The organism is Providencia manganoxydans (genome assembly GCF_016618195.1).
In the GTDB taxonomy this organism is placed as follows: Bacteria; Pseudomonadota; Gammaproteobacteria; order Enterobacterales; family Enterobacteriaceae; genus Providencia; species Providencia manganoxydans.
This window is the reverse complement of the sequence record NZ_CP067099.1, coordinates 2,700,186-2,726,561: the sequence shown is the minus strand read 5'-3', so window position 1 is coordinate 2,726,561 and position 26,376 is coordinate 2,700,186. Positions and strand designations below refer to the sequence as shown.

The 26,376-nt window shown below is 39.5% G+C and carries 27 protein-coding genes; 15 read left to right on the top strand and 12 right to left on the bottom strand.

Annotation, left to right across the window (positions count from 1 at the left end; genetic code table 11):
* The 5 genes from JI723_RS12250 to JI723_RS12230 all read right to left on the bottom strand — a co-directional run bounded on the left by JI723_RS12250 (position 1) and on the right by JI723_RS12230 (position 3,421).
* Complete coding sequence (locus tag JI723_RS12250) at positions 1–756, bottom strand: SDR family oxidoreductase (protein ID WP_272579673.1); 756 nt, start codon at positions 754–756, stop codon at positions 1–3.
* A complete protein-coding gene (locus JI723_RS12245) occupies positions 749–1,786 on the bottom strand; it encodes an aromatic ring-hydroxylating oxygenase subunit alpha (RefSeq protein WP_070925510.1) in 1,038 nt (345 codons plus the stop codon). Before JI723_RS12245 ends, JI723_RS12250 begins: the two co-directional genes overlap by 8 nt.
* 150 nt (positions 1,787–1,936) lie before the next feature.
* On the bottom strand, positions 1,937–2,245 hold the full coding sequence (locus JI723_RS12240) for a recombinase-like helix-turn-helix domain-containing protein (protein WP_140186660.1): 309 nt from the start codon (positions 2,243–2,245) through the stop codon (positions 1,937–1,939).
* Between the two features lie 2 nt (positions 2,246–2,247).
* A complete protein-coding gene (locus JI723_RS12235; RefSeq protein WP_070925508.1) occupies positions 2,248–2,562 on the bottom strand; it encodes a Rieske (2Fe-2S) protein in 315 nt (104 codons plus the stop codon).
* 433 nt (positions 2,563–2,995) lie between these two features.
* Complete coding sequence (locus tag JI723_RS12230) at positions 2,996–3,421, bottom strand: universal stress protein (protein ID WP_070925507.1); 426 nt, start codon at positions 3,419–3,421, stop codon at positions 2,996–2,998.
* 339 nt (positions 3,422–3,760) lie between these two features.
* Here JI723_RS12230 and map point away from each other — a divergent pair, with 339 nt between their 5' ends.
* A complete protein-coding gene (map, locus tag JI723_RS12225) occupies positions 3,761–4,546 on the top strand; it encodes a type I methionyl aminopeptidase (protein WP_070925506.1) in 786 nt (261 codons plus the stop codon).
* Between the two features lie 232 nt (positions 4,547–4,778).
* Here map and JI723_RS12220 read toward each other — a convergent pair whose 3' ends face one another.
* Positions 4,779–5,210 carry a carboxymuconolactone decarboxylase family protein gene (locus JI723_RS12220; protein ID WP_272579674.1) on the bottom strand — a complete coding sequence of 144 codons (432 nt, stop codon included), beginning with the start codon at positions 5,208–5,210 and terminating at the stop codon, positions 4,779–4,781.
* A gap of 377 nt (positions 5,211–5,587) precedes the next feature.
* Between JI723_RS12220 and pdxR the strand changes: the two genes are divergently transcribed.
* The 11 genes from pdxR to JI723_RS12165 all read left to right on the top strand — a co-directional run bounded on the left by pdxR (position 5,588) and on the right by JI723_RS12165 (position 18,278).
* Positions 5,588–7,021, top strand: coding sequence for a MocR-like pyridoxine biosynthesis transcription factor PdxR (pdxR, locus tag JI723_RS12215; RefSeq protein ID WP_308807891.1), 1,434 nt, complete (start codon positions 5,588–5,590; stop codon positions 7,019–7,021).
* A gap of 373 nt (positions 7,022–7,394) precedes the next feature.
* Positions 7,395–7,745: a phage holin family protein gene (locus JI723_RS12210; protein ID WP_070925504.1), complete on the top strand. Its 351-nt coding sequence runs from the start codon at positions 7,395–7,397 to the stop codon at positions 7,743–7,745.
* Between the two features lie 583 nt (positions 7,746–8,328).
* Positions 8,329–9,792: an MFS transporter gene (locus JI723_RS12205; protein WP_272579677.1), complete on the top strand. Its 1,464-nt coding sequence runs from the start codon at positions 8,329–8,331 to the stop codon at positions 9,790–9,792.
* A complete protein-coding gene (locus tag JI723_RS12200) occupies positions 9,789–11,315 on the top strand; it encodes an FGGY family carbohydrate kinase (RefSeq protein WP_272579678.1) in 1,527 nt (508 codons plus the stop codon). The genes JI723_RS12205 and JI723_RS12200 overlap by 4 nt, the downstream gene beginning before the upstream one ends.
* A gap of 14 nt (positions 11,316–11,329) precedes the next feature.
* Positions 11,330–13,009, top strand: a complete 1,680-nt coding sequence (locus JI723_RS12195) for a glycerol-3-phosphate dehydrogenase/oxidase (protein WP_272579679.1) — start codon at positions 11,330–11,332, stop codon at positions 13,007–13,009.
* Positions 13,006–14,550, top strand: a complete 1,545-nt coding sequence (locus JI723_RS12190) for an FAD-binding oxidoreductase (RefSeq protein WP_272579680.1) — start codon at positions 13,006–13,008, stop codon at positions 14,548–14,550. Before JI723_RS12195 ends, JI723_RS12190 begins: the two co-directional genes overlap by 4 nt.
* A gap of 11 nt (positions 14,551–14,561) precedes the next feature.
* Positions 14,562–15,152 carry a glycerol-3-phosphate responsive antiterminator gene (locus tag JI723_RS12185; RefSeq protein WP_070925500.1) on the top strand — a complete coding sequence of 197 codons (591 nt, stop codon included), beginning with the start codon at positions 14,562–14,564 and terminating at the stop codon, positions 15,150–15,152.
* A complete protein-coding gene (locus tag JI723_RS12180) occupies positions 15,149–15,481 on the top strand; it encodes a putative quinol monooxygenase (RefSeq protein ID WP_272579681.1) in 333 nt (110 codons plus the stop codon). Before JI723_RS12185 ends, JI723_RS12180 begins: the two co-directional genes overlap by 4 nt.
* On the top strand, positions 15,478–16,641 hold the full coding sequence (locus JI723_RS12175; RefSeq protein ID WP_272579682.1) for an iron-containing alcohol dehydrogenase: 1,164 nt from the start codon (positions 15,478–15,480) through the stop codon (positions 16,639–16,641). Before JI723_RS12180 ends, JI723_RS12175 begins: the two co-directional genes overlap by 4 nt.
* Positions 16,642–17,021: 380 nt before the next feature.
* Positions 17,022–17,282 carry a GNAT family N-acetyltransferase gene (locus JI723_RS19935; RefSeq protein WP_476445221.1) on the top strand — a complete coding sequence of 87 codons (261 nt, stop codon included), beginning with the start codon at positions 17,022–17,024 and terminating at the stop codon, positions 17,280–17,282.
* Between the two features lie 180 nt (positions 17,283–17,462).
* Entirely contained in the window at positions 17,463–18,278 is an 816-nt protein-coding gene (locus JI723_RS12165) for a bestrophin-like domain (protein WP_272579683.1), read from the top strand.
* A 35-nt stretch (positions 18,279–18,313) separates the two neighbouring features.
* Here JI723_RS12165 and JI723_RS12160 read toward each other — a convergent pair whose 3' ends face one another.
* From JI723_RS12160 to JI723_RS12150, 3 genes are read right to left on the bottom strand one after another with little or no spacing between them, the layout of a single operon-like run.
* Entirely contained in the window at positions 18,314–19,570 is a 1,257-nt protein-coding gene (locus JI723_RS12160; RefSeq protein ID WP_070925496.1) for a PTS ascorbate transporter subunit IIC, read from the bottom strand.
* A gap of 11 nt (positions 19,571–19,581) precedes the next feature.
* Positions 19,582–19,869, bottom strand: coding sequence for a PTS sugar transporter subunit IIB (locus JI723_RS12155; protein ID WP_272579685.1), 288 nt, complete (start codon positions 19,867–19,869; stop codon positions 19,582–19,584).
* A 19-nt stretch (positions 19,870–19,888) separates the two neighbouring features.
* A complete protein-coding gene (locus JI723_RS12150) occupies positions 19,889–20,332 on the bottom strand; it encodes a PTS sugar transporter subunit IIA (RefSeq protein ID WP_070925494.1) in 444 nt (147 codons plus the stop codon).
* Positions 20,333–20,575: 243 nt separating this feature from the next.
* Here JI723_RS12150 and JI723_RS12145 point away from each other — a divergent pair, with 243 nt between their 5' ends.
* Both JI723_RS12145 and JI723_RS12140 read left to right on the top strand, forming a co-directional pair.
* Positions 20,576–21,610, top strand: coding sequence for a LacI family DNA-binding transcriptional regulator (locus JI723_RS12145; RefSeq protein WP_272579686.1), 1,035 nt, complete (start codon positions 20,576–20,578; stop codon positions 21,608–21,610).
* A gap of 260 nt (positions 21,611–21,870) precedes the next feature.
* A complete protein-coding gene (locus JI723_RS12140; protein WP_070925492.1) occupies positions 21,871–22,770 on the top strand; it encodes an endonuclease/exonuclease/phosphatase family protein in 900 nt (299 codons plus the stop codon).
* Between the two features lie 104 nt (positions 22,771–22,874).
* Here JI723_RS12140 and JI723_RS12135 read toward each other — a convergent pair whose 3' ends face one another.
* Positions 22,875–23,165 carry a hypothetical protein gene (locus JI723_RS12135; RefSeq protein WP_070925491.1) on the bottom strand — a complete coding sequence of 97 codons (291 nt, stop codon included), beginning with the start codon at positions 23,163–23,165 and terminating at the stop codon, positions 22,875–22,877.
* A gap of 1,043 nt (positions 23,166–24,208) precedes the next feature.
* Between JI723_RS12135 and JI723_RS12130 the strand changes: the two genes are divergently transcribed.
* Positions 24,209–24,598, top strand: coding sequence for a hypothetical protein (locus tag JI723_RS12130; protein WP_070925490.1), 390 nt, complete (start codon positions 24,209–24,211; stop codon positions 24,596–24,598).
* Positions 24,599–24,814: 216 nt separating this feature from the next.
* On the opposite strand, the gene fetB is transcribed toward JI723_RS12130, so the two are convergent.
* Both fetB and fetA read right to left on the bottom strand, forming a co-directional pair.
* Positions 24,815–25,591 carry an iron efflux ABC transporter permease subunit FetB gene (gene fetB / locus JI723_RS12125; RefSeq protein WP_070925489.1) on the bottom strand — a complete coding sequence of 259 codons (777 nt, stop codon included), beginning with the start codon at positions 25,589–25,591 and terminating at the stop codon, positions 24,815–24,817.
* Between the two features lie 2 nt (positions 25,592–25,593).
* On the bottom strand, positions 25,594–26,253 hold the full coding sequence (gene fetA, locus JI723_RS12120; protein WP_272579688.1) for an iron efflux ABC transporter ATP-binding subunit FetA: 660 nt from the start codon (positions 26,251–26,253) through the stop codon (positions 25,594–25,596).
* Between the last annotated feature and the right edge of the window lie 123 nt (positions 26,254–26,376).

Below are 26,376 nucleotides of genomic sequence, written 5' to 3'. Positions count from 1 at the left end.
TTAGTTAAATACAAACCCGCCATTAACTGGGATCAATTGTCCCGTCACGAAATTAGCCATTGGTGAAAGCAAATATAAAACAGTGCCTGTGACATCTTCAGGCTGTTGCTCTCCTTGCAGTGCTCGTCCATTCTCATAGAGTTGATGGCGTTCTGCGGGAACGTATTCTGTCGCTTCAACTTTGGTTAGACCCGGAGCGATAGCATTGACGCAGATCTTTTGTGCGCCCAGCTCACGCGCCATAGAACGGGTCATACTAATAATTGCTCCTTTGCTAGCGACATAAGCCATCAGTTTTGGTGCGCCCCAAAGAGCGGTATCCGAGGCAATATTGACAATTTTGCCTTGCTGACTTTGACGTAAATAGGGCAGCGCCGCCTTAGTAACCAGCCAAGTACCTTTTACATTAACGGTCATCACGCGATCCCAAAGGTCGAGGTCATATTCGTCTAATGTCTTACCACCAACCCCTGTCGCAAGTGCGGCATTATTCACTAAGCCATCAATAGCCCCTTGCTGTCCGATCAATTGAAAAACACGTTCTATCGCCTCAGGATCGGCGATATCTAAGTGATGACCTTCGGCGGTTAAACCTGCTTGTTGTAGTTGCATGACGCTCTGCTGTAAACGCTCCTTTAGGATGTCACACAACACAACATGGGCGCCTTGTTCGGCAATCGTTTGGGCGAAACTAAACCCTAAGCCTCTTGCCGCACCAGTAATAACAATACGTTTCCCCGCCAGTAAATCATGCATTTGAGACTTCCTTGTTGTAGATTTGGTCAAATTGCTTTTTGGCCTCGCGCTGCATAATACGGCGTAGACGTGATAAACCAACATCATGTTGATAAAGGAATTCTTGTTGACGAGCATTTGGTGCCATGTTTTCTAAAATGAGGCGATCTTGCTCAAGTACATCCCAGTGCAAGCCTTCTAAGCGATTGCGGTACATAAAGCGCCACAGGTCGCGTTGCCAATCTTTGACCTTACGGATACGCCAAAAGAAGACTCGGGTATTAAATCTATCTTCAGGAACCACCATACCGATGATCCAGAAGTGTCCACCTGGTCCAAAACGCTTTTGATAAGGAATCGATAAACGAAGCCAATTAGCGCCTGTGCTAGCAAATTCTACCCAGTCAAAGTTGACGCCGACTTGGTCATTTTTGCGGAAAATAAATCCATTTTCAGTTGGCTGTAAGATCATTTCTGATTGTTTATCCCCATCCGCCATGGAGTGAGAAGATGAATGCAAATAGGTGCCATGCATTGGATCCATGACATTTTCAAGTGCATATTGATAGTTGCAATGCCATGTCGCAGTACATAAGAAATTGCTATGATTTTCGCTATCAGCTAACTCTTCTGGAAACTCAAGTGATGGCGGTACTTCATCTTCAATGGCAAAGTAGAGAAAAATGGCGCCATGCAATTCTTGAACCGGGTAGGTTTTTAAGCATTTTTGTCCTTCAAGCGGGCATTGACTAACCGCAGGAACATCTTTGACAATACCATCACCACCAACTTCAACACCGTGATACCAACAAGCAATGCGTTCACCTAGATTCCAGCCCATAGATAACCGCGCTCCACGGTGTGGGCAGCGATCTTCTAAGGCATGAATTTGCCCTTTATCATCACGCCATAAAACAATTTGTTCTTCGAGGCGGGTGATGCCTATCGGGTTGCTAGTGACTTCCCAGCTCGATAAAACGGGATACCACTGGCCTCGTAATCCAACATCTAAGTAATCTTGATAGTTTTGAAGTTGTGTTTTGGTTGTCATAATTTGCTTCCTGTTATTGGCGGTATTATTCGTTATTATTATTTCTGTTAACTACTCGTGATATTTCAAGTTGCAGTGTTTATGTGTTCTAGTCACATCTTGAGTCTGTTCCTAGTCTCACTGCGAATAGGCAGAGTAGATAGCAGTGAATTAATACCCATTTACTTGGAGAAATTCGCGAAAACTGGCTTCATTCCATTGTTGACCTTGTCGGTCAAATAGCTGTTTTTGATTTAATTCATCAATGATTTGTTCAAGGGTTTCAACACCCGATGCAAATAACGTTTCTAACATCGCTATTAGTGAGACTTCGTACTCATCGGGAATACGTGAGCGAGTTTGCCAAACGACATTAGGTGCAGTACCGGGTGATTGAATATGACCTTTACCGCCTTCTCTTGCTGGGATAATTTGATGATTAGCCGGTAAGAAGGGGTTAAAATTTTGTATTGGATCCATATCTACTCCTCAATCAAACTGATTTCGATTCGGTTTTCAACAACACGTGTTTGGTATGTTTTCAAATCACGGCCGCCTGGCTCACGTAGACACTTACCTGTTCGTATATCAAACACGGCTTCGTGGAGTGGGCACTCGACTTTGCCATCTTCAACAAAGCCTTGGCTGAGTAAGGCATAAGCGTGTGGGCAAACATCCTCCATGGCATAATATTTTTCTTCCACGAGAAAAATGCCGATTTCGGTATCCTTGACACGTGCTGAATAAGGAAATTCCTCTTGTACTTGCGAGACATCACATACCGCTATCCAACTCATCTTGTTTCCTCTCTCTACAGCCAAATAATTTTGTTTCATATATAAAACATTGTTTATTATTTAAAACCAGACTAATTGGTTGGATGATAAACAGTCAATCAATTGTTACTATCATGTAAAATGATTGTTTTAAAATGTGCAGTGTGTCTAGATTATGATTAGTTTTAGTTTCATATAAGAAACAAGAAATGAATTGTTGCGTTAGAGGGGAAGGGGAAAATAGGCCATTTACGCTATTTCACTCGATATTTCTAATGAAGTACTCAAAAATGGCTTAGTTGATATTTTTTATACTTTTTCTTTTAAGATTGGCGATGCAGTTTAGATTGAAAACCTTTTTCAACATTTTTTTATGCAAGGAAATGGGTAATCATTATATATGACAAATTGTTACAGTAAGTTTCTAAAAAACCCACCGAAGTGGGTTGCTATTTTAACGTACAGTTAAAACAGAAATTTTAGAGTTTTGGATGATCATTGAAGCGGTTGAGCCAAGAAAATACGTCGATACTCCAGGTCGTCTTGAACCAATAACAATTAGGTCTGCTTGAATATCATCAGCGATACGTAAAATTTCATCTCTCGGTGTTCCCATGATCACTTGGGCAGTAAACTTCTCTTTGGGTAAATTAAATTCTTTAATTATATCAACTAGTTGTTTTGTCACTTTGTCGTTTTCACTGTCTGCTTTTTCTGCAAAACCGAAGCCCATTGAGGTATAAAAAGGTACAGTTGGGATGATTGCTAAAAAATGAATATGAGCGCTTTCTTCCTCTGAAAGGTATCTAATGTGAGGAAGTACCATATTAGCCAAACTTTTTTCAGTAATATCAATAGGAACTAAAATTTTCTTATACATATTGTTCTCCGAGCAATCGTCAATCGTGTTTTAAAAACTAACCAGACCATGAAGATAAAAATGTTCAAACGATAAGGAATTCTAGAGTAACTCACGATCAGGAGCATACATCATAATAATCAATAATACTTTGACGTCAGATTTAAGTTAGGAATTAATGTTAAAAAATATAGGGCAAATAAGTCTGTGAATATCTCGTTTGTGCTGATTATCTATCATTATCTCTTTGTATGGGATATGGTTTAGTGCGCGGTGTATTATTTTAGCGTGTATATAGCATTGCGCTGTTATTAAGTCACACGTCAGAAGAAGAGTCTATTAACGATAAAGGGAAGTACCATGAGTAATATCACAATCAAAACAGCTGAAGAAATTGAATTGATGCGTGAGTCGGGGCGCTTATTAGCCAAAGTATTTGCTATGTTAGATACTTTTATTGTGCCGGGTATTACCACCATGGAAATAAATGACAAGGTTGAAGATTATATTGTCAATGAGTTACAGGCAAGGCCAGCGAGTAAAGGGCAATATGATTATCAGTATGTTTTAAACACCTCATTAAATGAAGTCGTTTGTCATGGTGTTCCAAAGGTTGATGAACATTTGAAGGCAAAAGATATTATCAACGTTGATATTACGTTGGAGAAAAATGGCTTTATTGCTGATTCGAGTAAAATGTATGTGATGCCTGAAGCATCGCCACTAGCGCGCAAATTAGTGAAAGATACCTATGATGCCATGTGGGAAGGGATTAAACAGGTAAAACCAGGGGCAACGTTAGGCGATATTGGCGCCGCTATTCAACATCATGCTCAAACCAATGGTTATAGTGTTGTTCGTGAATATTGTGGCCATGGTATAGGCCGAGAGATGCATGAAGATCCTCAAGTTTTACATTACGGTGTTCGTGGGCAAGGCATTGAATTAAAAGAAGGAATGACCTTTACTATTGAGCCAATGATCAATCAAGGCGGAATGAAGATCAAAACCAAGAAAGATGGTTGGACGGTGGTTACCCGTGATAAAAAGCTTTCTGCCCAGTCAGAACATACTATTTTGGTAACAGCTACGGGCTATGAAGTATTAACTTTACGCGATGAAGAGAAAAATATGATGTCCTCATGAGCGTTTAACTCGTAGCGGACTATATTCACGTTATTGACATTCATCATTTGAAGGCCGCAGATGCGGCCTTTGTGTTAATTAACCCGTGTAGTCGTTAATTTCATATTGCTGCGCACAGTGACGATTTGGATTAATACTAATTATTTAAGATCTTTTCTGTGCATATTTGAAAACAGGAAATTAAACAGCCATGTTGGTGTGAAGAGGAAAATAATCACACCAACCATAGATATTATTGGCGCATACCAATAGCAACACGATTCAACGCACTCATTAGCCCAATGGCAAGGGTTAAATCTGATATTTGTTCATCGGAAAAATAATGTTTCAGGTTTTGAAATAACGTATCAGGTGCGACAGTTTGAGCAATATTCACCAAAGATTCAGCCCAAGCCAGTGCCACACGTTCTTTGTCATTAAAATGAGAACTCACTTGCCAACCCGCTAAGCTATCAATTTTTTTATTACTCACACCACGCTCTCTTAATGAAGCAGCATGCATTTCTAAACAAAAAGCACATCCATTCATTTGTGAAACTCGTAGATTGACGAGTTCAATTAACTCGATGCCTAATCCACCTTTTTCTAATGCTTTTTTACAATCAATTAAGCCTCTATAGGCATCAGGTGATAATTTGCTATAGGGTAGGCGTAGTGTGTTCATATTAATTCCTTTATCTATACTCGTCATACTTCAAGTTGCAGCGTTGTTGACTACGCTCATTCGCGCCAGTCACATACTTATGTATGCTCCTAGCGTCTCATTCACTTGTCGCCTAGCTGCACCTCGAATTATTTAGAGTATGATTCGTCATACTTCAAGTTGCAGCGCTTTTCGTTAAGGTATGGTGACTACGTTCATGCGCGCTAGTCATATACTCATGTATGCGCCTAGGGTCTCATCATTAAGGCATCGTTACGGCAAACATTCGTACCAGTCTCTGTATTTTCAATGTCTCAGCGAACAATTAATAAAGATAGTAATGATAAGTTGTCCTATAATAAAGTGACAAAAATGATTGAAATGACTGGGTCAAGATGGTGAGTAATATATTTAAAGTTGATAGTACGCTAAATGAACCACTGTATATGCAGTTATACCATCGTTTTCGTGATGCAATCGATTCAGGGCAATTGCTTGCTGAACAACGAGTACCTTCGATCCGTGCTCTAGCAAGTGAATTAAACCTTGCGAGAGGGACAGTCGAGTTAACTTATCAGCTATTGATTAGTGAAGGAATATTGATTGGGCGAGGGGCTAAAGGTACATTTATTGCGCCAATGGCGAATTGTTTGCGCAATAAAAAATCAATTATAACGCCTAATTTCAATCAGGATACACACAACTCTAAGGTTACCAGTTTCTATCATGAAAATGAGGTATTGCCTTTTCAACTTGGTATTCCTGCTTTGGATGCATTTCCTTTGACATTATGGAATCGGTTAATGCATCGAGTTTTACGTAATACGGAGTCTGTGCAACTGGGCTATCCTGATCCACAAGGTTTTATTGGTTTAAGAGAAGCATTAGCGAGTTATTTAGCTGTATCAAGAGGCGTAGTTTGCTCCCCTGAGCAAATTTTTATTTCTTCAGGCTATAGAGCAAGTTTACTTTTAATTTTACGCAGTTTATTCCAAGAAGGGGATGTAGGTTGGTTCGAGGAGCCTGGATACCATATCGCTCGAGAGTTTTTGCAAAAAATGGGGATGGTTTTAGTGCCTATTGATGTTGATGCGGAGGGAATAAATGTTCATTTAGGTAATAAAACAGCCGCAAAAGCGAGGTTTGCGTTAGTGACACCGACTCATCAAAGCCCGACTAATGTCACTTTATCGTTAGAAAGACGTATGGATTTGCTTGAATGGGCAAATAAACATAAAAGCTGGGTAATTGAAGATGACTATGACAGTGAATTTCGTTATTTAGGTCGTCCAATTCCTGCGTTGAAAAACCTTGATAATGACAATAGGGTTATCTACTGTGGAACCTTAAGTAAGGCATTATTTCCTTCTTTACGTCTCTCATATATGGTTGTGCCTACTCACCAAGTCGCTCGATTTAAAAGTACAGCACAACAATTAGGTGGGAATAGCCCAATATGGACACAACAAGTCAGCCAATTATTCATCCAAGAAGGTCATTTTTCGCGTCATTTACGAAAAATGCGCAATCTATATCGACAGAGGCGGCAATACTTAATTGATGCAATAAACCAAGTCTTTGCTGACATTTTATTTGTTCATCAGCAGTCAGGGGGGATGCATATTGTTGCCGAGCTGATCAACGGGCAATCATCGGAACGTTTTGTTAAACAAGCGAATAGGCAGGGTATAGGAATTCAATCACTGACAAGTTGGATGCAGTCTAATCATTCTACGCAAATTATTTTGTTAGGATTCACTAATATTAAAAGTGCTCAAGATGCATTTGAGTTGTGTTTGAAATTAAAAAATTGTTATTTTTTAACTCAATAAATCTTTAATATTAGTTATTCTCGTTTTTTGTAATATAGTTTAATATGTAAATATTATTAATGACTAAAGAAATAACGTATTTATGCTGATCTTTATTCATGCGAGTATTCATACTGTATGCTATTTTGTGTTAAATAATATGAAGTGGAATTTTCAACTAATGGTTGTAACTTTATCTTATTGTGTGTAAGGCTTACTTTATCATTGTTTTTATATGAAATTATATTTTAAGTTAATGATGATAATTATTTAAATGAATATTAATTTGACTCGATAAGATTATGAGAATCTATATAACCTAATGATCTTATAAAATTATAAGGAGGCTTCATTTATTGACAATAAACTAGCACTCCATTTAGGAGATATCATTATGCATGAAAAAAATATTGACTTTTGGGAGCAGATTTTTCGCTGGGTTCAACTCAATTTTCCATTATTAAGTGGTGTTATGTTGGCAACGCTGATTGCATTTATTCGAGAATGGCGAGATGGTAATAGTACATGGCAATCATTAGCGGAAGCAGTGATTTGTGGGGCAATTACTGTGAGTGCGATCCGAGCACTACAATGGTTATTAGTTTACATGAATTACTCTGAAGCGTGGTCATCTCTCGCTGAATTTTGTGGAGCAATGATAGGCTTTCTTGGTACTAAAAAGATTAGCTGGATTGTAGATTCGCTTTTAATTTCAATGAAAAAACGTTATGGAGAAAAAGAATAGCATTAAATATGAAGTATATTAAGAGATTGATAAAATTAAGTTGTACGATAAGCCATCAATAAGGCTTATCGGATATAATGATGACGACTGGCATTAATATTAATGTTAAGATTGTAATTTATTTTCCTCCTCTCAATGTAAACTTTAAATTTGATGATGATTTAGTCTGTTACCTATTAAGTTAGCGATAACTAATAATTTGAGGTCTTACGTTTATGATTAATTTAATTGAATATATTATCATATATTTTATTTTGACTTCTATGACTTATCTTGAATTGATTATAAGTTATTACTTATGGATTAACAGAATGTAACAATGCTCAAAATAACGTAGTGAATATTGCAACATTATTTAATTTTAGGCAGAAGGATCATCTTATTTGTCTTGTGTTAACAACTGCGTTACATGTCACAATTACAATCAATTATGTTAACAATGTTTTGACATTTATTGTTATATGCAAGTAGATTGAAGGCAGCAGATTTTAGATAAGAGACTATCTGTGATATGAATATGGTCTCTTATTGTCTTTTTTCAGCAGATAGCGGCCATCTTACCAATATTACGAAGGGGGCTGCTATGACTGTTCGCAATCTATCAAAATCCGTAACTATTAGAGGTATCGATGACATTATTCAGTTCATCGATTCTCAGGCTCGTCTTACTGGCCGTGCTGGGCTGATTTGGTGGTTAATGCTCGGAGGATTATTCCTTGATGCATTTTCTAACTCAGCGTTAAGCGCAGGGCTTAATCCAATGACTCGTGATTTAAATTTATCGGCAACGCAGATTGCGTTATTGACGTCTTTTTCGTCATGGGTCGCTATTATTTTTAACCCTGTAGGTGGTTGGATTGCTGACCGATGGGGAAGAGTAAAACCATTAATCATTGCTAAGATTGTCGCTATTATCGGCGCATTATTAGTGATGTTCTCAACTGATTTTCACACCATTATTGCAGGGCGCTTCTTTGTTGGGGTGTCTTATGGAATGGACTTTGCTGTTGCAATGGCAATGTTAGCGGAGTTTACGCCTGCGAAACTAAAAAGTCGCCTTAATACATGGCAAGGGGTTTGGTATGTTGCTGTGTGCCTGAATTTGATATTTGCCTTGTTATTCTTCTCAATGGATGTGGGTGATGCAATCTGGCGTTATTCTATTGGGGTGACTGCGGTTTGTGGTATTACAATTTTTATTCTGCAATTTGTTTACCTCGTTGAAAGTCCCATTTGGCTGGCGAGAAAATCGCGCTTTGCTGAAGCAACAAAGGCGATGTCAAAAGTCTATGGCGATTATTTTACATTAGCCCCTAAAGAAGAATTGAAACCCATTGTTGGTCAAGCAAAAGGGGGAGTACGGAATCTATTACTTATTTTTAAAGGCGTTTATTTACCAAGAACGATTTTGGCTGCAACGGTGCAAATTTGTCAATCTATACAATATTTTGGGATTGGTTGGTATTTGCCAGTGATCAGTGCAGCGATGTTTGGTAAGAATTTTGTTTATGCAACCTTAGGTTCACTATTTTTCAATCTGTTTGGGATCCTTGGTGGGTTTATGTCCCCGCTGATTGGCCGTTGGCTTGGCTTGAGAATGGCATCAGCAACCGGTTTTGCAGTTGCATTTTTAGTATTACTTTCTTTAGGGCTATACAGTGATGTGATGCCAATTTGGTTGTCATTGACGGTTCCTGCCTTGTTCATTCTTTGTCATTCAGGTGGACCCGGTGCGAATGGTAAAAGCCTATCATCACTTTCATTCAGAAGTGAATTGCGCGCTGGTGCAAACGGCATCATTGGTGCTCTTGGTGCGATGGGGGCTGCGCTTGGTTTATTCATCTTCCCTGTTTTTCGTGAGTCTTATGGTTTACAAACCACCTTTCTGATTATGTCAGTGGTACCGTTGGTCGCCAGTATCATTTGCTTCCTAATTAAATGGGATCCTACTCGCACTCACATCGTGCCTGACAACGAGCCAAATGCTCCTCAATTTAAAGCTGAAAAAGAAACGATAATTGACAATCCGTTAAGGAGAACAGAATGAAACACGGTCAAAATGTCATTCTAGCGATTGATGAAGGTACATCAGGTACTCGTTCAGCAGTTGTCAGTGCAGATGGATTAGTGCGTTTTTTAGAATATCATCCTTTACGTGTTGAAAGTTTACAGCATGGTGTTACAGAGCAAAATGCAGATGACATATTAAAGGCAACATTAGAGGTTTGCCGTAAAACAATTGCTCAGGCACAACAAGATAATTTGCATATTGTTGCCTTAAGTATTGCAACTCAGCGTTCGACCTCAGTGCTATGGGACAGTAAAACAGGCAAATCATTAGTCCCCGCTATGGTTTGGCAAGATGCACGCTATGCCGATATTTTACATACTCTAGCTGATGAGTGGGACAGCCGCCTACTACAACATACAGGCCGTCCTGTAGGGATCCGCTCACCTTATTTATGGGCTGCAAAACATATTCAAGAAACCCCAGTCGTTGCAGAGGCTTTTAAGGCCAATCGACTCAAATTTGGCACCATAGATAGCTGGTTGCTTTGGAATTTATCACAAGAAGGCCACTGTGTTACAACGCCCACAAACGCAACGTCAGCGGGCGCTTATAGCTTGCGTGAGCATCGTTACTACACTCCTTGGTTAGAGGCATTATCATTTCCTCTATCATTACTGCCCGAACTTAAAGATGATTTAGATGACCTAGGAACCACAAAGCAAGACCTACTTGGTATTTCGGTACCGATTTTGGCTTGCATGGGGGATCAATTTGCGGGTGCTGTTGGATTAGGTTGCATTCAACATGGGCAATCTATTTGTATGCATGGTACTGGCAGTTTTATCGACCAAATTGTTAGTGAGAGTGTTCCTTCATTCGATCATCAATTGGAAAGCACGCTTGCGATGGTGGCTCGTCGTCAGCAATCACAATCTCATTATTCAGTAGAAACCTTTGTTCCGACAACAGGTTCTGCGCTGAATTGGGTGTGTGAGAAATTACATTGGTTTGATTCACCTGAGCAAATAAGTGAACTGGCAATGCAAGCGCAAGATGCAGGTGGTGTTAGCTTTATACCTGCTTTAACTGGGCTACGAGTGCCGAGTTTACAACCTCAAGCACGTGCCTCTTTAAACGGCATATCAATTTCAACTACACGTCCACAGATCGCCTACGCCATTTTAGAAGGCATTGCGAATTCAGTCGCAGGTTGCTTACGTGCGAATCAATCTGCAACAGGGTTAACCGCACAACAATTGGTAGTCGGGGGTGGGATGTCAAACAGTGATGCTTTATTGCAAATTCAGGCAGATATCAGCGGTATACCTGTATTACGCATGTCTGAAACAGCGAGAGCGAGTCTAAGAGGAGCCGCATTTTTAGCGGGTTCTAATGGATTGCTTTGGGACTCTCTCGAAAGTGCCTGTGAAACATTAACGGTAGCGAAACGGTTTATTCCATCAATAAGCGAAGCCGAGCGTAATCAACGTCTTCTATTGTGGAATTCACGCCTTCAACTTGAAATTGATTATACCGCAATAAAAGCCATTGCTTGTTAGGAGTCTATTTACTCATGAATTTTTTTCCATCTCGTAAACCAAGTAAATCACACAGTGATTTGTTTACAACAGCGCCATTAAGACTCAATCGAGAAGAACAACTTGATCGGTTACAACATGAAAAATATGACATCTTGATTATCGGCGGTGGAGTGACTGGTGCTTATTCCGCATTAGATGCCAGTTTGAGGGGATATAAAGTTGCTTTAGTCGAAAAAGATGATTTTGCGTCGGGGACATCATCTAAATCCTCCAAAATGGTACATGGAGGGCTGCGTTATATCGAACAAGGGAATTTAAAACTGGTGTTTCATTCTTTACTAGAGCGACAACGTTTACGCCGTAATGCAAGGCACCTAGTACAACGTTTACCGTTTATGTTCCCAATCTTAGATAAAAACGGGGTATTTGATAAAAGATTAGCCAAAGCCTTCGAAAGCTTATTATGGACATACGATCTGGCAGGGGGATGGCGTGAAGGTATTTTACATCAAAAATTGACACCTGCTGAGGTGCTATCACATTGCCCAACACTGAATGAAGAACAGCTTTCCGGTGGATTTATGTATTTTGATGCACGTGTCGATGACGCCAGATTGACACTTGCATTAGCGAGAACCGCTGCACATCACGGAGTCACTGTTATCAATCATACCAAAGCGCAACAAATACTAAGAGACGCGAACGGGAAGGTTAATGGTGCGATAGTTCAGGTAAATAACCGTGAAATTCATGTTTCAGCGAAAGTGGTGATCATGGCGACAGGTGTATGGTTGCGTGATTGGAAAGGCGAGAAAAAAGGCACGGAAAGTGCTTTGCATGTGCGCCCAGCAAAAGGGGTTCATATTGCAATCCCATGGTTGAAAATACGCAATGATTGTACTGTGACTATCCCTGTTCCGGGGCGCAATCGTCGTGCAACGATTACACGCTGGGGAAATGTTTCTTACTTAGGCACGACAGATGAAGACTATGAAGGAAATCTAGATGATGTGCATTGTACACGTAAGGAATTAGATTTCTTAATTGAAGGTGCCAATACCGCGTTGAAAACCAATTTAACTGTTGATGATGTGGTTGGCAGTATCGCAGGTTGCCGCCCGTTAGTGGGGGGAAAAGGCGGAAAAACTATTGAGATGAAACGTAACCACCAAATTACAGTTGCAGAAGATGGCTTGATTACCGTTGTTGGTGGCAAGTTGACGACTTCACGCCATATGGCAGAACAAACCATTGATGCTGCTAGCAAACTATTGGGTAAGAAAAAACGCTGTACGACCAAATCCGCTTATCTACTAGGTGCGGCTGGTTATGATCCACAAGCGGTGATGGCATCTGGTGGAATGGCTGCACATCTAGGCGAACGCTATGGCACCGAAGCACATTTTGTTAGTGATATTTTGCAGCAGGATCCAACACTTGCAAAACCCATTGTTGAAGGACTGCCTTATAGCGAGGCAGAGGTACTTTATGCCATTCGTCATGAGCTAGCCAGTACGGTTGATGATGTTTTGGCAAGACGGATCCGTGCACGTTTGATGGCACGAGATGCCTCTGCGCAAGCAGCTCAACGAGTTGGTGAATTACTTCAACAAGAACTGAGTTTTACTGCCGAAGAGATTAAGACACAAGTAGACGACTATCAGGCAGCGATTAAACGTGAAAAATCGATACTTATAGGAGAAGCAATATGATCAGTAAAGATGCGATTAAGCGCGGCTATAACCGAGGTAACTATGTTGTTGGCGCTCACACGCCACCAAGTTGGGCAACGTCAGTGTCTTCAAGTAACGGTAATCAAGGATTACAAACAGCGCCAGTGCATGTGAATAAAGAAACCATTAAGCAACTCAAGCAGATCGCCGATCGAGTGATGACGTCAGAGCAAGACGTCATTAATTTCACTCGTGACTGGTGGGCGCGAACGATGATCAGCGAGACAGAAGGCCAGCCTGCAACTCCGATGGCGGTGATCGTCTGTGTCTCCACCGTTGAACAAGTTCAAGCGGTGATGCGTATTGCTCACGAAAAAAGCTTACCCGTCACAGTTTCCGCTGGGCGTAGTAATGTGACTGGCGCAGCGTTGCCTCTACGTGGTGGGATTGTGCTAGATGTCTGTGAACTGAATAAACTCGTGAGTTTTGATAAAACGAGCCAAATTGTTGATGTTGAAGCGGGCATGTTTGGTGATGTTTTTGAAGAGATCATTCAAAAAGAATACGGAATGACGATGGGGCATTGGCCTTCATCATTTGGTATTAGCACGGTAGGTGGTTGGGTGGCATGCCGAGGTGCAGGGCAACTTTCTACACGTTACGGCAAAATTGAAGATATGGTTTACGGTATGGATATCGTGCTCGCTGATGGTCAATTAATTACGGTAGGGGGCTATTCGCGTGCGGCGACAGGACCTGATTTACAGCAATTATTTATTGGTTCAGAAGGAACATTAGGCATCATTGTACGTATTCGTTTTAAGCTACACCGTTTGCCTGATTATGGTCGTGCGATTGCATGGGGGTTTGACAGTTTTGCCGAGGGGCTAGAAGCATGTCGACAAATCATGCAACAGGGCACAACGCCAGCGGTTCTGCGTCTTTATGATAATCTCGAAAGCGGTGTGCAATTTGATCTACCTAATACCAACGTGTTGTTAATTGCCGATGAAGGTGCAAAAGAAGTGGTTGATGCCTTTTTGACCATCGCTGAGCGGGTATGCCAGCAAATAGGGCAGCCTCTCGATCATGCATTTATTTTTGAGCGTTGGTTAGATACGCGTTATTTAACAGGAAAAAGCGCAGAGGGTTTTAAACGAACACCGGGACTGGTTGCTGATACACTAGAAATGATTGGTTGTTGGCGTGATCTCAGTACTATTTATGATGAGGTTGTGGCGGCGATTAATGCAGTCCCAGGAACACTAGCAGGCTCTGCGCACCAATCTCATGCTTATGTTGATGGCGCTTGTTTATATTTCTCTTTGCGCGGCGATGTTGAGGTAACACAACGAGCTGCATGGTACCGCGCAGCATGGGATGCGGCAAACCAAGTGATCATTAAACACAAAGCAACACTCAGCCATCACCATGGGGTCGGGCTACTAAGATCGCCTTATATGGAGAGATCACTGTCATCGGCTTTTCCTATTATGCAAAGTTTGAAAGCGGCGCTTGACCCTAAACAAATACTCAACCCAGGTAAGCTCGGATTTAGTACTGAGCTTCCTAATGATTAGGTAGGTGAATTATGGTTCATAACTTTGGCGCGCTGTTAGCGCGCCATCCTGTCATTATGGCTATCTATGGTGTGGAGCAATTAAAAGTCGCCATCGAAAGCGAAGCAAAAGTGTGCATTATCGCCAATATCGATCTGTTAAAAATTCAACCTGTGATTAATTTACTCACGCAAGCAGATAAATTTGTCATTGTGAATATTGATAGTTGTAATGGCATTCAGCAAGATAAAAGTGGTATCGAATATATTGCTGAAAGCGGCGCTACTGGCATATTGTCAACTCGCTTACAAACGATCCAACGCGCGAATCGTCTTGAGTTACTGACGATGCAAAAAATCTTTGTGACTGACCGCTCCACGTGGTTACGTAGTTTAAATGCGATCGAACAAAGTGCTCCTGACTATGTCCAACTGATGCCAGCCCCTATGCTGCCTCTATTATCTCAAGCCGATAAAATGAAATTACCTCCTATTGTGGCTTCTGGATTTGTGAGCCATGCAAATGATGTCACATATGCATTAGCCAATGGCGCTATTGCAGTTTCAAGTAGTGATTGTCAACTGTGGGGAATGGCCCTATCACCAGAAGGAAAAATAAAATGAATAATGGTTATCTTCAAGTTATCGCTTATTACTATGCCAAACAAGGAATGGGGGAGCATGTTAATCAAGCCTTGATAGAGCTGGCCGCAGCAACACGGACAGAGCCTGATAATTTATCGTATCAGTTCTTTCGTTCCACAGAAAATAGCGATCACTTTGTTATTCTAGAACAATATCAAACGGCGAATGGTTTGGAAGCACACCGTCAAACGGAACATTTCCAGCGTATTGGGGGGAGCATCATCACGCCACTTCTGGACAGCAAACAGGTGGAAAGTATTTTTGTGACACAAGGAAATAATTCGCTCAATCAAGGAGTACGTCAATGATAAACTTAGACAAATTTGAATTTGCCTGTGTACCAAAGCTTATTTTTGAATGGGGGGCCGCACAGCGATTAGCGCAAATTATAGAAACCTTCGGCTCTCCAAGACAAGTGATGATTATTTCAGATCAGGGGCTTGTGCAAGCGGGTATTGTCTCTGATGTCATGCTTAATTTAGAGCGTGCGGGATATAGCGTTTCGCTATATTCGGCTGTTCAGCCTGATCCGTTAGAGCAGCAAGTGATTGATGCCGCTGAAATGGCCACGAATGTTGGCGCAGAAATAATCATTGGATTAGGCGGGGGATCAAGTCTTGATGTTGCAAAGCTGGTAGCAATTATGGCGCAATCACAACAACCGCTTTCACAAATGTATGGCATCAATAAGGTTAAGGGACAACGATTACCATTGATCCAAATCCCCACGACTGCGGGGACAGGATCAGAAGTCACTAATATAGCAATCCTCACTACCTCTGATGATAATAAAATGGGCATAGTCGATGCAAAATTATTCTGTGATGTGGTGGTGTTGGATGCGCAATTAACCCTTAAGTTACCCGCAATACATACGGCTGCATCAGGGATTGATGCTATGGTGCATGCAATTGAAGCTTATACCAGTAAACATAAGAAAAACCTATTTTCTGATTTACTTGCCAAAGAAGCGCTGGTGTTACTTAGCCAAAATTTAGTGGCTGCTTGTAATGATGGTAATAACCGAGCGGCCAGAGAAGCGAACTTATTAGGTGCGACACTTGCCGGTATCGCTTTTGCTAATTCACCTGTTGCGGCGGTTCATGCGTTAGCCTATCCACTCGGCGCGCAGCATCATATTTCTCATGGATTATCAAATGCATTAATGTTGCTGCCAGTGCTTCATTTTAATTTACCTAGTGCGCAGATGTTATATGCGGAATTGGCGACGTATGTGGGTGCTTCAGTAAAACACAATGTGCAGCAAGATAGTGACGCCTTTATCAACAAAATGGCGCAAATTATTGCTGAATGCCAAGTGCCTCAACGCTTACGTGAAGTCGGGATCTTACACAGCGATTTATCATCATTGGCTCAGGCGGCAATGGCTCAAACTCGCTTATTAGTGAATAATCCTCGGGAGTTGACAGAGCAAAATGCATTGGAATTATACCAACAGGCATGGTGACTAGGTTCATTGATAGTCGGCAGCGTGTTTTCTCTGCTCCTCGGGATTGGAGAGTGCATCGTTAATTGTGACTTAAATGATGTATACCCGTCATACTTCAAGATGCAGGATTGTTGACTGCGCTACGCTCGCCGAGTCACATAGTTTATCTATGCTCCCCGTCTATCTTTGCTTGTCGCCTACCTGCATCTCGAATTATTTAGAGTATAGATAAAGATAACCTGTTTGATGTCTGTGAATTAACATCAAACGCTAATGGCATAGCGACCGTACTTGAAGATTATATCTGCTGTAATGCTATATCAATTGCAGAATCCCATTATTATCCTGAGTTCAAGCCTAAAGCATTATATTGTGAGCAAGCGTTGATTGGTTTCTTTATGTACCGAGAGCGAGATTTGCTGCCGAATGAAGCCCAAATTTGTCGTTATATGTTAGATCACAAGTTTATTGGGCAAGGTCTCGGAAAAAAAACATTTTCAGCAATAATTGATTACTTTAAAGCCAAAGGACTCCATCGTGTCACATTAGGAGTTGATAATGAGAACAATATTGCTAAAAACCTCTATATATCACATGGTTTTACTTATACAGGTGAAATTGTCGATGGGGAATATATTTATAGTCTAAAATTGATTTAAAAACAGGTGGTTAGATGACTCTTTTTTTTGAGATAAAAGAATGGCTAATATATAAATCTTATCATTTATGGATAAGATTTTAGCGTTAAAGTCTGAAGTTATTCTCAGTCAATAAAAAGCTAGAAAGCCTGATTCTGGATATGGTATATCATCGGAAAATTATCTATCTGGACAGAGTCTATGTTTAGTCTTTCTGAATTAATTAATGATACGCCGATTGACTCTATTTTATTATTTGTAATCACATTTGTGTTATTAGTTATTTCTGCGTATATCGGTAAATTTATATTTAAGCGCCGAAATGCGCACGAAGAAATTGCTGACGATGAAGCTAAAATTATACTAGGTGCCATTTTATCATTATTGGGCTTATTAATTGGTTTTGTACTCTCCATCTCAATTAATGGCTACAATAATCGGCAGCAAACCGAGGAAAATGAAGCGATTGCGATTGGCAATGCTTATCAACGCGTGCAAATATTGAACAGCAGTGATAGGGCTGATGCGATGAATTTATTGGAACAGTACCTAGAGGCACGTATTGAATTTTTCAAATCGGGAGTGAGTGATGAAAATAACCAGTGGCGACGCCTTTCTTTAGAAAAACAAGCCGCATTATGGGAGCTCGCAGTTAAAGAAGCGACTAAAACACCGAACCCTGTGATTGCATCAGTACTGACGGCAATTAGTGATCTTTATCTTTCGCAGCAGAAAACGATGGCAAGCTGGCGACATCAAATACCTAATGCGGCATGGTTTTTATTAATTTTCTTTGCGGTTTGCTCGAATATTTTAATTGGTTACAACATTCGTGGCACTAAAGGGAAGAACTGGTTGATCTTGATCTTACCTTCACTAACTACTTTGGCTTTATTTATGATTGCAGAAATTGATATTCCTGGTGAAGGGGTCATTCATGTCACACCGGACGATTTGATTTCATTGCAAGAATTCTTATTTAAAGAGGGTACATTGGTTGGACAATTAGGCAATTAAATGACCCCCGCAGGTGCATGCCTGCGGGGATATTTTTATCGAACGATAATGCCAAGTAAAATACCAATAACACCGAAGTCTGCATCGCTGAATGTTGTATTAGCGATACCAATATCACCAAGAACAGGGAGTAGGAACACAGGCAAGAAGGTAATTAATAGGCCTTGCGCGAACGCACCTAAAATTGCTCCACGACGACCGCCCGTAGCATTACCAAACACCCCAGCAGCAGCCCCCACGAAAAAGTGAGGTACAACACCCGGTATAATCACAGTCATATTTAACGCATACAGGATAAACATACCGATCACACCAGCGGCAAAGCTACTTAAGAAACCAACTAATACAGCATTAGGCGCATAAGGGAACACAACTGGGCAATCTAGCGCAGGTTTGGCATTAGGAACTAATTTATCGGAGATCCCTTTGAAAGCGGGAACAATTTCTGCAATGACCATACGAACACCTTGCAGAATGATATAAACACCCGCAGCGAAAGTGATAGATTGCATCAATGAGAACATAAACCAGTTTTTACCACCACTCACTTCACGAACGTAATCACTGCCAGCAAATAAACAAGTGATGATAAAAATAATGAACATAGTGAATGAAATAGCAACTGGGGTATCACGTAGGAAAAGTAAACTTTTCGGTACGTTCATGTCTTCAGTTGAATGTGCTTTATTACCAAATTTGCTCCCGATAAAACCAGCAAGCACATAAGAGATCGTTGAAAAGTGTCCGATAGCGACGTCATCTGAACCCGTCACTTTCTTCATGTATGGGTGGGCGATGGCAGGGAAGAACACCATACAAAAACCAACAATGAGTGAGCCAACAACCACCAGTAGCGTACCTTCCATACCTGCTGTTGCAAGGATCACTGCCACCATCATTGACATGAATAAAGTGTGGTGACCCGTTAGGAAAATGAATTTCCATGGGGTTAAGCGGGCAATCAAGATATTAATAAGCATGGCGAAGAACATGATCATTGCCATTTCTCGGCCAAAGCTTTTTTGTGCAATAGAAACAATGGCTTCATTGTTTGGTACAACACCATTAATACCGAAAGCATGTTGGAAAATTGCTGAGAAATCACCTAATGAGCTGACAACGAGGCCTGCACCTGCACCTAAAATGACAAAACCCATAATGGTTTTGATGGTGCCTTTAATACATTCAGTAACGGGTTTCTTTTGAGCAATTAAGCCAATTAAAGCAATCAGACCGACTAGGATCGCCGGTTCAGAAAGGACATCCTGCATCAGAAAACGAAAAAATGACATATAGCCTCCGCTTACAGTGCGCCTAACTTACGCAGTGCAACACTCAAATGTTCTTTCATAGCGACTTTGTCGATCATATTTTCTAGAGCAACGATTTCACCATCGACTTGCTGTGCAACTAATTGTTCAGCAATATCTTTTGTACCAACAAAAATATCACTAGCAGTTCCTTTGGCAGAACCAAGATCCACGTGATCTACATCAGCACTGACTTGCAAATCTTTTAAAATCGTTTTGATACTCATTTCCATCATCAGACTAGTACCTAAACCATTTCCACATACGACGGTAATTTTCATATTCTTTTCCTTCTAAAAATTAATAGTTAGCGATGATTCTAATGATGTCATCAATGTTTTCTGATTGGATGATTTGGTCAATATGATCTTGGTTATCAAATAGTTCAGCGAGTTTAGCAATAGCGCCAATATGGCTATTACTGTCTGTCGCAGCGAGTACGATTAACAACTTAATTGGATCGTTGCCTTCCGAGCCAAACTCAACGCCCTGTTTAATCACCGTTAGACCTAATGATAATTGGTTTACACCATCTTCGGGGCGAGCATGGGGCATTGCAATACCTGGGCCTAATACATAATACGGGCCAATTTTTTCATGAGAGCGAATGATGGCATCGACATAAGACGGCTCAATCGCGTTATTTTTGATGAGTGGTTCACAGGCGATATGTATCGCATCACGCCAGTCAGTGGCGCTATCGACGACCTGAATGACGTTAGGGGTCAATAATGTCGTTAGCATTGAATTTGCTCCTGGTAATGTAAAACTATTTTTAGCTTTTTTTCTAACTATCAAACTAAGAGCATAGTAGTGATCTATGGTAGCGCTATCTAGCTGAATTGTTCATTTTCGTGATAGCGCTATCATTTCATATAAATAAAGTGAATATATTGCAAACAACATTAAAGACCGCTCATTAACAAATCTAACCTGTGGTAAGTTATAGCGTGACAAATTGGGTAATAGAGTAAAAAAGCATCTTTTATGGAAAAAACACGCAAAAGAAAGAATACTGGGCGAGTGACGCTACAAGATGTTGCTAAATATGCAGGCGTTGGTTCAATGACTGTCTCAAGGGCGCTGCGCACTCCAGACTTAGTATCAGATAAACTGCGAGAAAAAATCAATGAAGCAGTCGCAGAGCTTGGGTATATACCAAACTCTGCGGCGGGTATACTCGCCTCCGGTCAAAGCCGAACGATCGCAGTACTTGTGCCATCATTACGAGACTATGCGAGTTCGGCATTTTTGCAATCACTACAGGATGTACTTAACAAAAACAGCTATCAAGTTGTTATTGGCAGCCATGATTATCAACAGAAAAAAGAATCTGAAGTTTTCTTTACTTTATTGCAAAGTAGTCCAGCAGCGATGGTTATTTTTGGCGCGATTAATTCTGAAAGCGTGCTTAGCTATCTTAAAAATATTGATATTCCCGTTATTAGTGTTGCAGGGGAAGCAACACACTCACTTTCGCTTAACATCCGAAGCAATATTGGTGAGGCCGTATATTTTCTAACTAATCATATGCTACAAAAAGGTTATCGAAAAATTGGTTATATTGGTGCACAAATGGATAGTAAGGTACAAAGTCAACAGCTAAGTGGCTGGACAAAGGCAATGTTAAGCCATAATCACAGTGCAGAACAAAGCATAACCACCCCTTATGTGGCCACTATGGATTTTGGACGGCAAGCCATTAGCGAAATGTTAACTCGTCAACCAGAACTCGATGCAGTGATATGCAGTCATGAAATGATTGCATTAGGGGTACTTTTTGAATGCCAAAGGCGGTTGATTAAAGTTCCATCAATGTTAGCTGTAGCCTGTGTTGAAGGGTCATCAAATTGCGATTATATCCATCCATCGCTCACATCCGTTAGGATCGATTACAGTAAAATGGCAAAGGAAGCAGCCAAGAAATTACAAAAATGGCTTTCTGATCCCGATAGCGATTTTTCAAACCAGCAAGAAGAAATTATTTTCCCCTACAAATTCGAAGCCAGGCAAAGTGCATGAAATGCAAATGCCGAGAAGGGCATATTTTCTGCCTTTTTAATCCCTTATTTATACGCTAACACATTCAAAAATGTGTTAGCGGTCACTGTTTAATTATCGATTAGATAGTTATTTTAACCCTCGAAATAAGATTGTCGATGATGTCACGGAATCATTAATTGATTGTGGTAATTTGATTAAGCAGTTAATTATTTTTTATTTTGCAAAGTCAATATGTTGTCTCACAAGGCATGATTTGTAGATAAATTACAGGGGAATTTATGAACACAACACAACTAAAAATAGCGTTATCTGCTGCGCTACTCGCGTCATGCTCAGTGGCAGCAAGCACAACAGGCTCTGAAATACTCGCGGTACAAAACGGCGGGACACCTGATAAAGTGTACCAAACAAATAAACCTACGATTAAAGTCGCGACTTATAATATAGGTAAAAACGAATTATCCGAGAATGTTGCTGATTTTAATCAGCTTAATCAGGCGATTGCTAAAATCGATGCGGATGTCATTGTGGTGACTGAAGTTGATAATAAAACGGCACGCAGTAAAAAAGTTGATCAACTCGAAACGTTGGCGAAAGCGAATAAAATGTATCATGCATTTGGTAAAGCTTTAGACTTCGATGGTGGAGAGTATGGAGTTGGGATCTTATCAAAATATCCAATTGAAAAATCGAAAGTTATTCCACTACCGTCGGGAGATGCCGAACAGCGAGTTGTTTTATTATCACAAATCAGTAAACCGGGTTTTGATTCACCGATTATTATTATGGGAACTCATTTAGATTGGCAAAAGGATCCCACAATTCGTATTGGCCAAGTGAGACATATACTTGATGCGGCTATTGGCGATACTGATACGGGATTCGATAATATTGCAGCGTCAATCAAAATATTGGCGGGAGATTTTAACTCTACAGCAGAAGAGCAGCCGATTAAAGAGCTTCGCTATTTTTGGGTGCCAGTAGAAAAATCAGGCGTGAACTATCGAAGCTGGCCCGCGGTAAATCCTGCGATTGATATTGACCATATTTTCACCTTTAAAGGTCAAGTTTGGGATGTGAAAGATATGGTGATCCCGAAAGACAGCAAAGAGTTTCAATGGTCACAAGCTAGCGACCATCTGCCTATTATTGCGGAATTAGAGTTGCAGGAACAATAACCCGATAAATATAAAATAACTTGGGATGGAAAAATGATGTTTCTATTCCAAGTCATTGATAATGTAAGCCCCTTAACCATCTAGATAAGGGGCTTAATCATTTATTAGTCTTGGTTGAGAATTTTTTTTCTTTCAATAAAGCGTGTTTCTGCTTGTTCTAAATAACTTTTGATTAATTGATAAATTTGCTCGCGTTGAGCGTACAACTCATGGTTATTTTTCAATATCGGGTCGATTTGCACTTTATAGTTGCTTAAAAAAGAATCAATGCTTAAATGTTGAAGAGCGATTTGCGCATAATAAAACTGATAAATATATGATCCTTGCGTGTGTGAAAGTGCAATGTCTTCTTTGAAGTTATTAGTTGCAAGTAGTAGTAGCTGAATATTTGTCATGATACACCTTATCGTCGGGACATGTAGATGCTACCTGACTAAAATAAAATCCATTGTCAAAATTGGTCGTATAATTTTAGTTTTTAGGCTCTAACCCCATTTATAGGAATATTCTGTATTTAGAGCGGGGGATAAGGTGGCTATAGGATAAAATACGTATTGGTGATGTGATTGTTTAATTATTTTTTATAGTGGATAAATTAACTTTATTTATCTATTTTGTTTTTAACGGGGTTTTTTTACTTTTAACTTGCGTTAAATTCCATTTTAAGATAAATGAATTGATAAGAATAGCTTAAGATATAATCGTTCGAATGATTATATCTAATTGTAGTCTATTGTATTAAGAACATTGTGAACATCAAGTATGAGATAGCTGAAGGGAAACATCAAATTTACAGTATAAATATGCTGCTAGAATATCCTTGAGATATCAATAGCCCGCCTATGTTGGCTTCCTGCCAACTGAGTAGTTAAATTATAAAACATGTGCAAAAACAAAATTTATGAGTTTGATTGCTCAGAATAATAGATTAATGAATATATGGTTAGATTATTTTTATTGCTTTTTTACTCACAAAAGGGATTTTATATATATTGAAATATATATTATCCATTTGTATAACTTATTCATGTTTATACATGGATGAAAATGAAATATGATTGACACTTAAGTTAAATGATACGTTTAGTCATTTTAGATTGATTATTTTTATAGTAAAAAGGATACAACCTGTAACAGTTCAATCTACTACTGATACTTATTTTAAAAGAACATTGCTGATAAAATTACTCCATAATTGAGTTTTATTAAGAGAAGTTATAATGGCTGTATGTTTTTAACTATCTTTAGCCATAATTCTGTAGGTGTTGTAATTATTTTTAGTGATAGAAATATAAGAACAATTTAAGTTGTGATCGCGAAAACTGACATATATCAGAAGTGAGAGGATGAGATTATTTTAATCCAAAAGGTATCGTATATTTTTTCTGTAAAAATTGATTATGAATAAAATGATTAATTATTTTGAAGAGTACAAGATATGAATATCGTTAAGCTGCTTACGATGGCATTACTTATTGGGTGCTCATTTTTATTAGGCGTAACTATCTATTATAAGCCACAACCAGATGTGATCAAACTGGCTGAATACAATGTTGAAGATTATTTATCTTACCCTGAGTCGGCATCATTTAAGCATGTAAAATATAATCTTATCAGAGTAACCGCAGATAAAGGCGAAGTCGGTTATGTTTGTGGTAAGGTGTTAAGAATAAAAAATGCAAAAATAGAAGGCTATAAAAGATTTATAGTAAAAGCATATCATAGTAAAGATGGACGAGCTGTTCTGTCATTTCCTTTGGTTGAAGGCGATGATGATTTATTACCACTTTCGGTTATAGAAAATCTCTGGGTAAAGTATTGCTCTTAATAATAGCTTGGTATGGAAGTGTTTTAACAAAAAACAAACAAAATTGACGTTATTATTTTACATTAATACAAAAGGTCGCGTTTTTTATTAAAAATAAGTTTGCCGATTAAAGAAGCTTTATCAGGTTTTTTGTTAGTCGAATGAGCGATTTTTCATAGAATTAAAAGAGATTAGGAACGCTTGATAACAAGTAATGTTATCAAGCGTCTGATAATATTACTTATTCAATGTATTAATAAGCAGTTGGTGGCGCTCATTGTAAAATTTAATATATGTCATATAGCCAGCTAAAATAGTTGATAAACTTGCTGTTGCCAATAACATAAAAGTGACCATAATCTGATATTTTACCGCTTCTAGCGGATCAACACCTGCAAATATTAATCCTGACATCATACCCGGTAAGCTAACAATACCGACTGTTTTTGCAGAATCGACAGTTGGGATCAGCGATGCACGAATACTTTCACGAATAATTGATGCTGAAGCAATTTTAGGCGTTGCACCTAGACTTAGCATTTCTTGTATTTGTTGTTGCTGACTGTTAAAACGTTGCCCTAAGTTATTAAAACAAAGACCTACAGCGATCATTGCATTACCCGCAATCATACCTGTAATTGGGATCACTTGCATTGGTGTGAAAGCAATGGCTTTACTGGTGATTAATATGATTAAGGTTAGGAATGTCCCTGAAGTAATTGCGATAAAGGCAGTGCCGAAAATTTTATCTATGTATTTACTGCGTTTTTTCGCATTCCATGCCGCATTAAAACAGATAAACATAACCATTGCGATGGTGAGTATTTCATGGTCGACCTGAAAAATATACTTAAGGATATAACCGACAATTAATAGTTGGATGATGGCACGCAACGTACTCCAAATAATGTCTTTTTCTAGAGCGAGTTTTTCTTTATGGCTGATAAATATTGCAACCAGAACAAGCATAATAGAAAAACCCAAGGACTCATTGGTGATAGTGGGTTGGTGCATGTTTAATTCCTATGTTCTTGATTATGGATGGGAAGAGTGATGACGTCATCTGCATGCATAATTTCATCTTGATCGTGAGTTACCCATAAAACAGCAATACCCTGCTGAGTTGTATATTGATGGATCAGCTCATTAACTTTGACTTTATTTGCTTCATCTAATGCACTGGTGATTTCATCCAGTAGTAATACCTTCGGTAAGAATTGGAGATTACGAATTAGTGAAACACGCTGTTTTTCACCCCCCGATAACTCATTTATTCCTTTTTCTAAGATAGATTCAGGTAGTGAAAAGTAATTTAGGTCATGCAATATTTTAGCTTTGTCAAAATTTAGTTTTCGAATTTTATAGGGGAAAAATAAATTATCATAGACAGTATTGCCAAACAAAGATGGCGTTTGGGTGCAATAGGAAACTTGTTGTCGATACTCTTCAGGTGATATAGATGCATAATCACGGCCATCAAATAGAATTGTTCCTGAAGTAGGAGGCAACAATGATGCAACTATCTTTAATAGTGTACTTTTCCCACAGCCTGAAGGGCCTGTAATTAGCTTAAACTCGCCTAATTTTAATTCAAATTGGACATGCTCCAATATGGTCTTACCATCAATAGAATACCCAATATCATCAATTTTCAAGAAAGTGCGGTTTTTATCCATTTTTACGCTTAACCTATACAATTAACATGGTTTCATGCTGAGCTTATTATTGTTGATTTCTGACTTTACGCATGAAAAAAGCAGGTAACATGGTTTTGTTCTGCGATGAAAATATTATGCGCT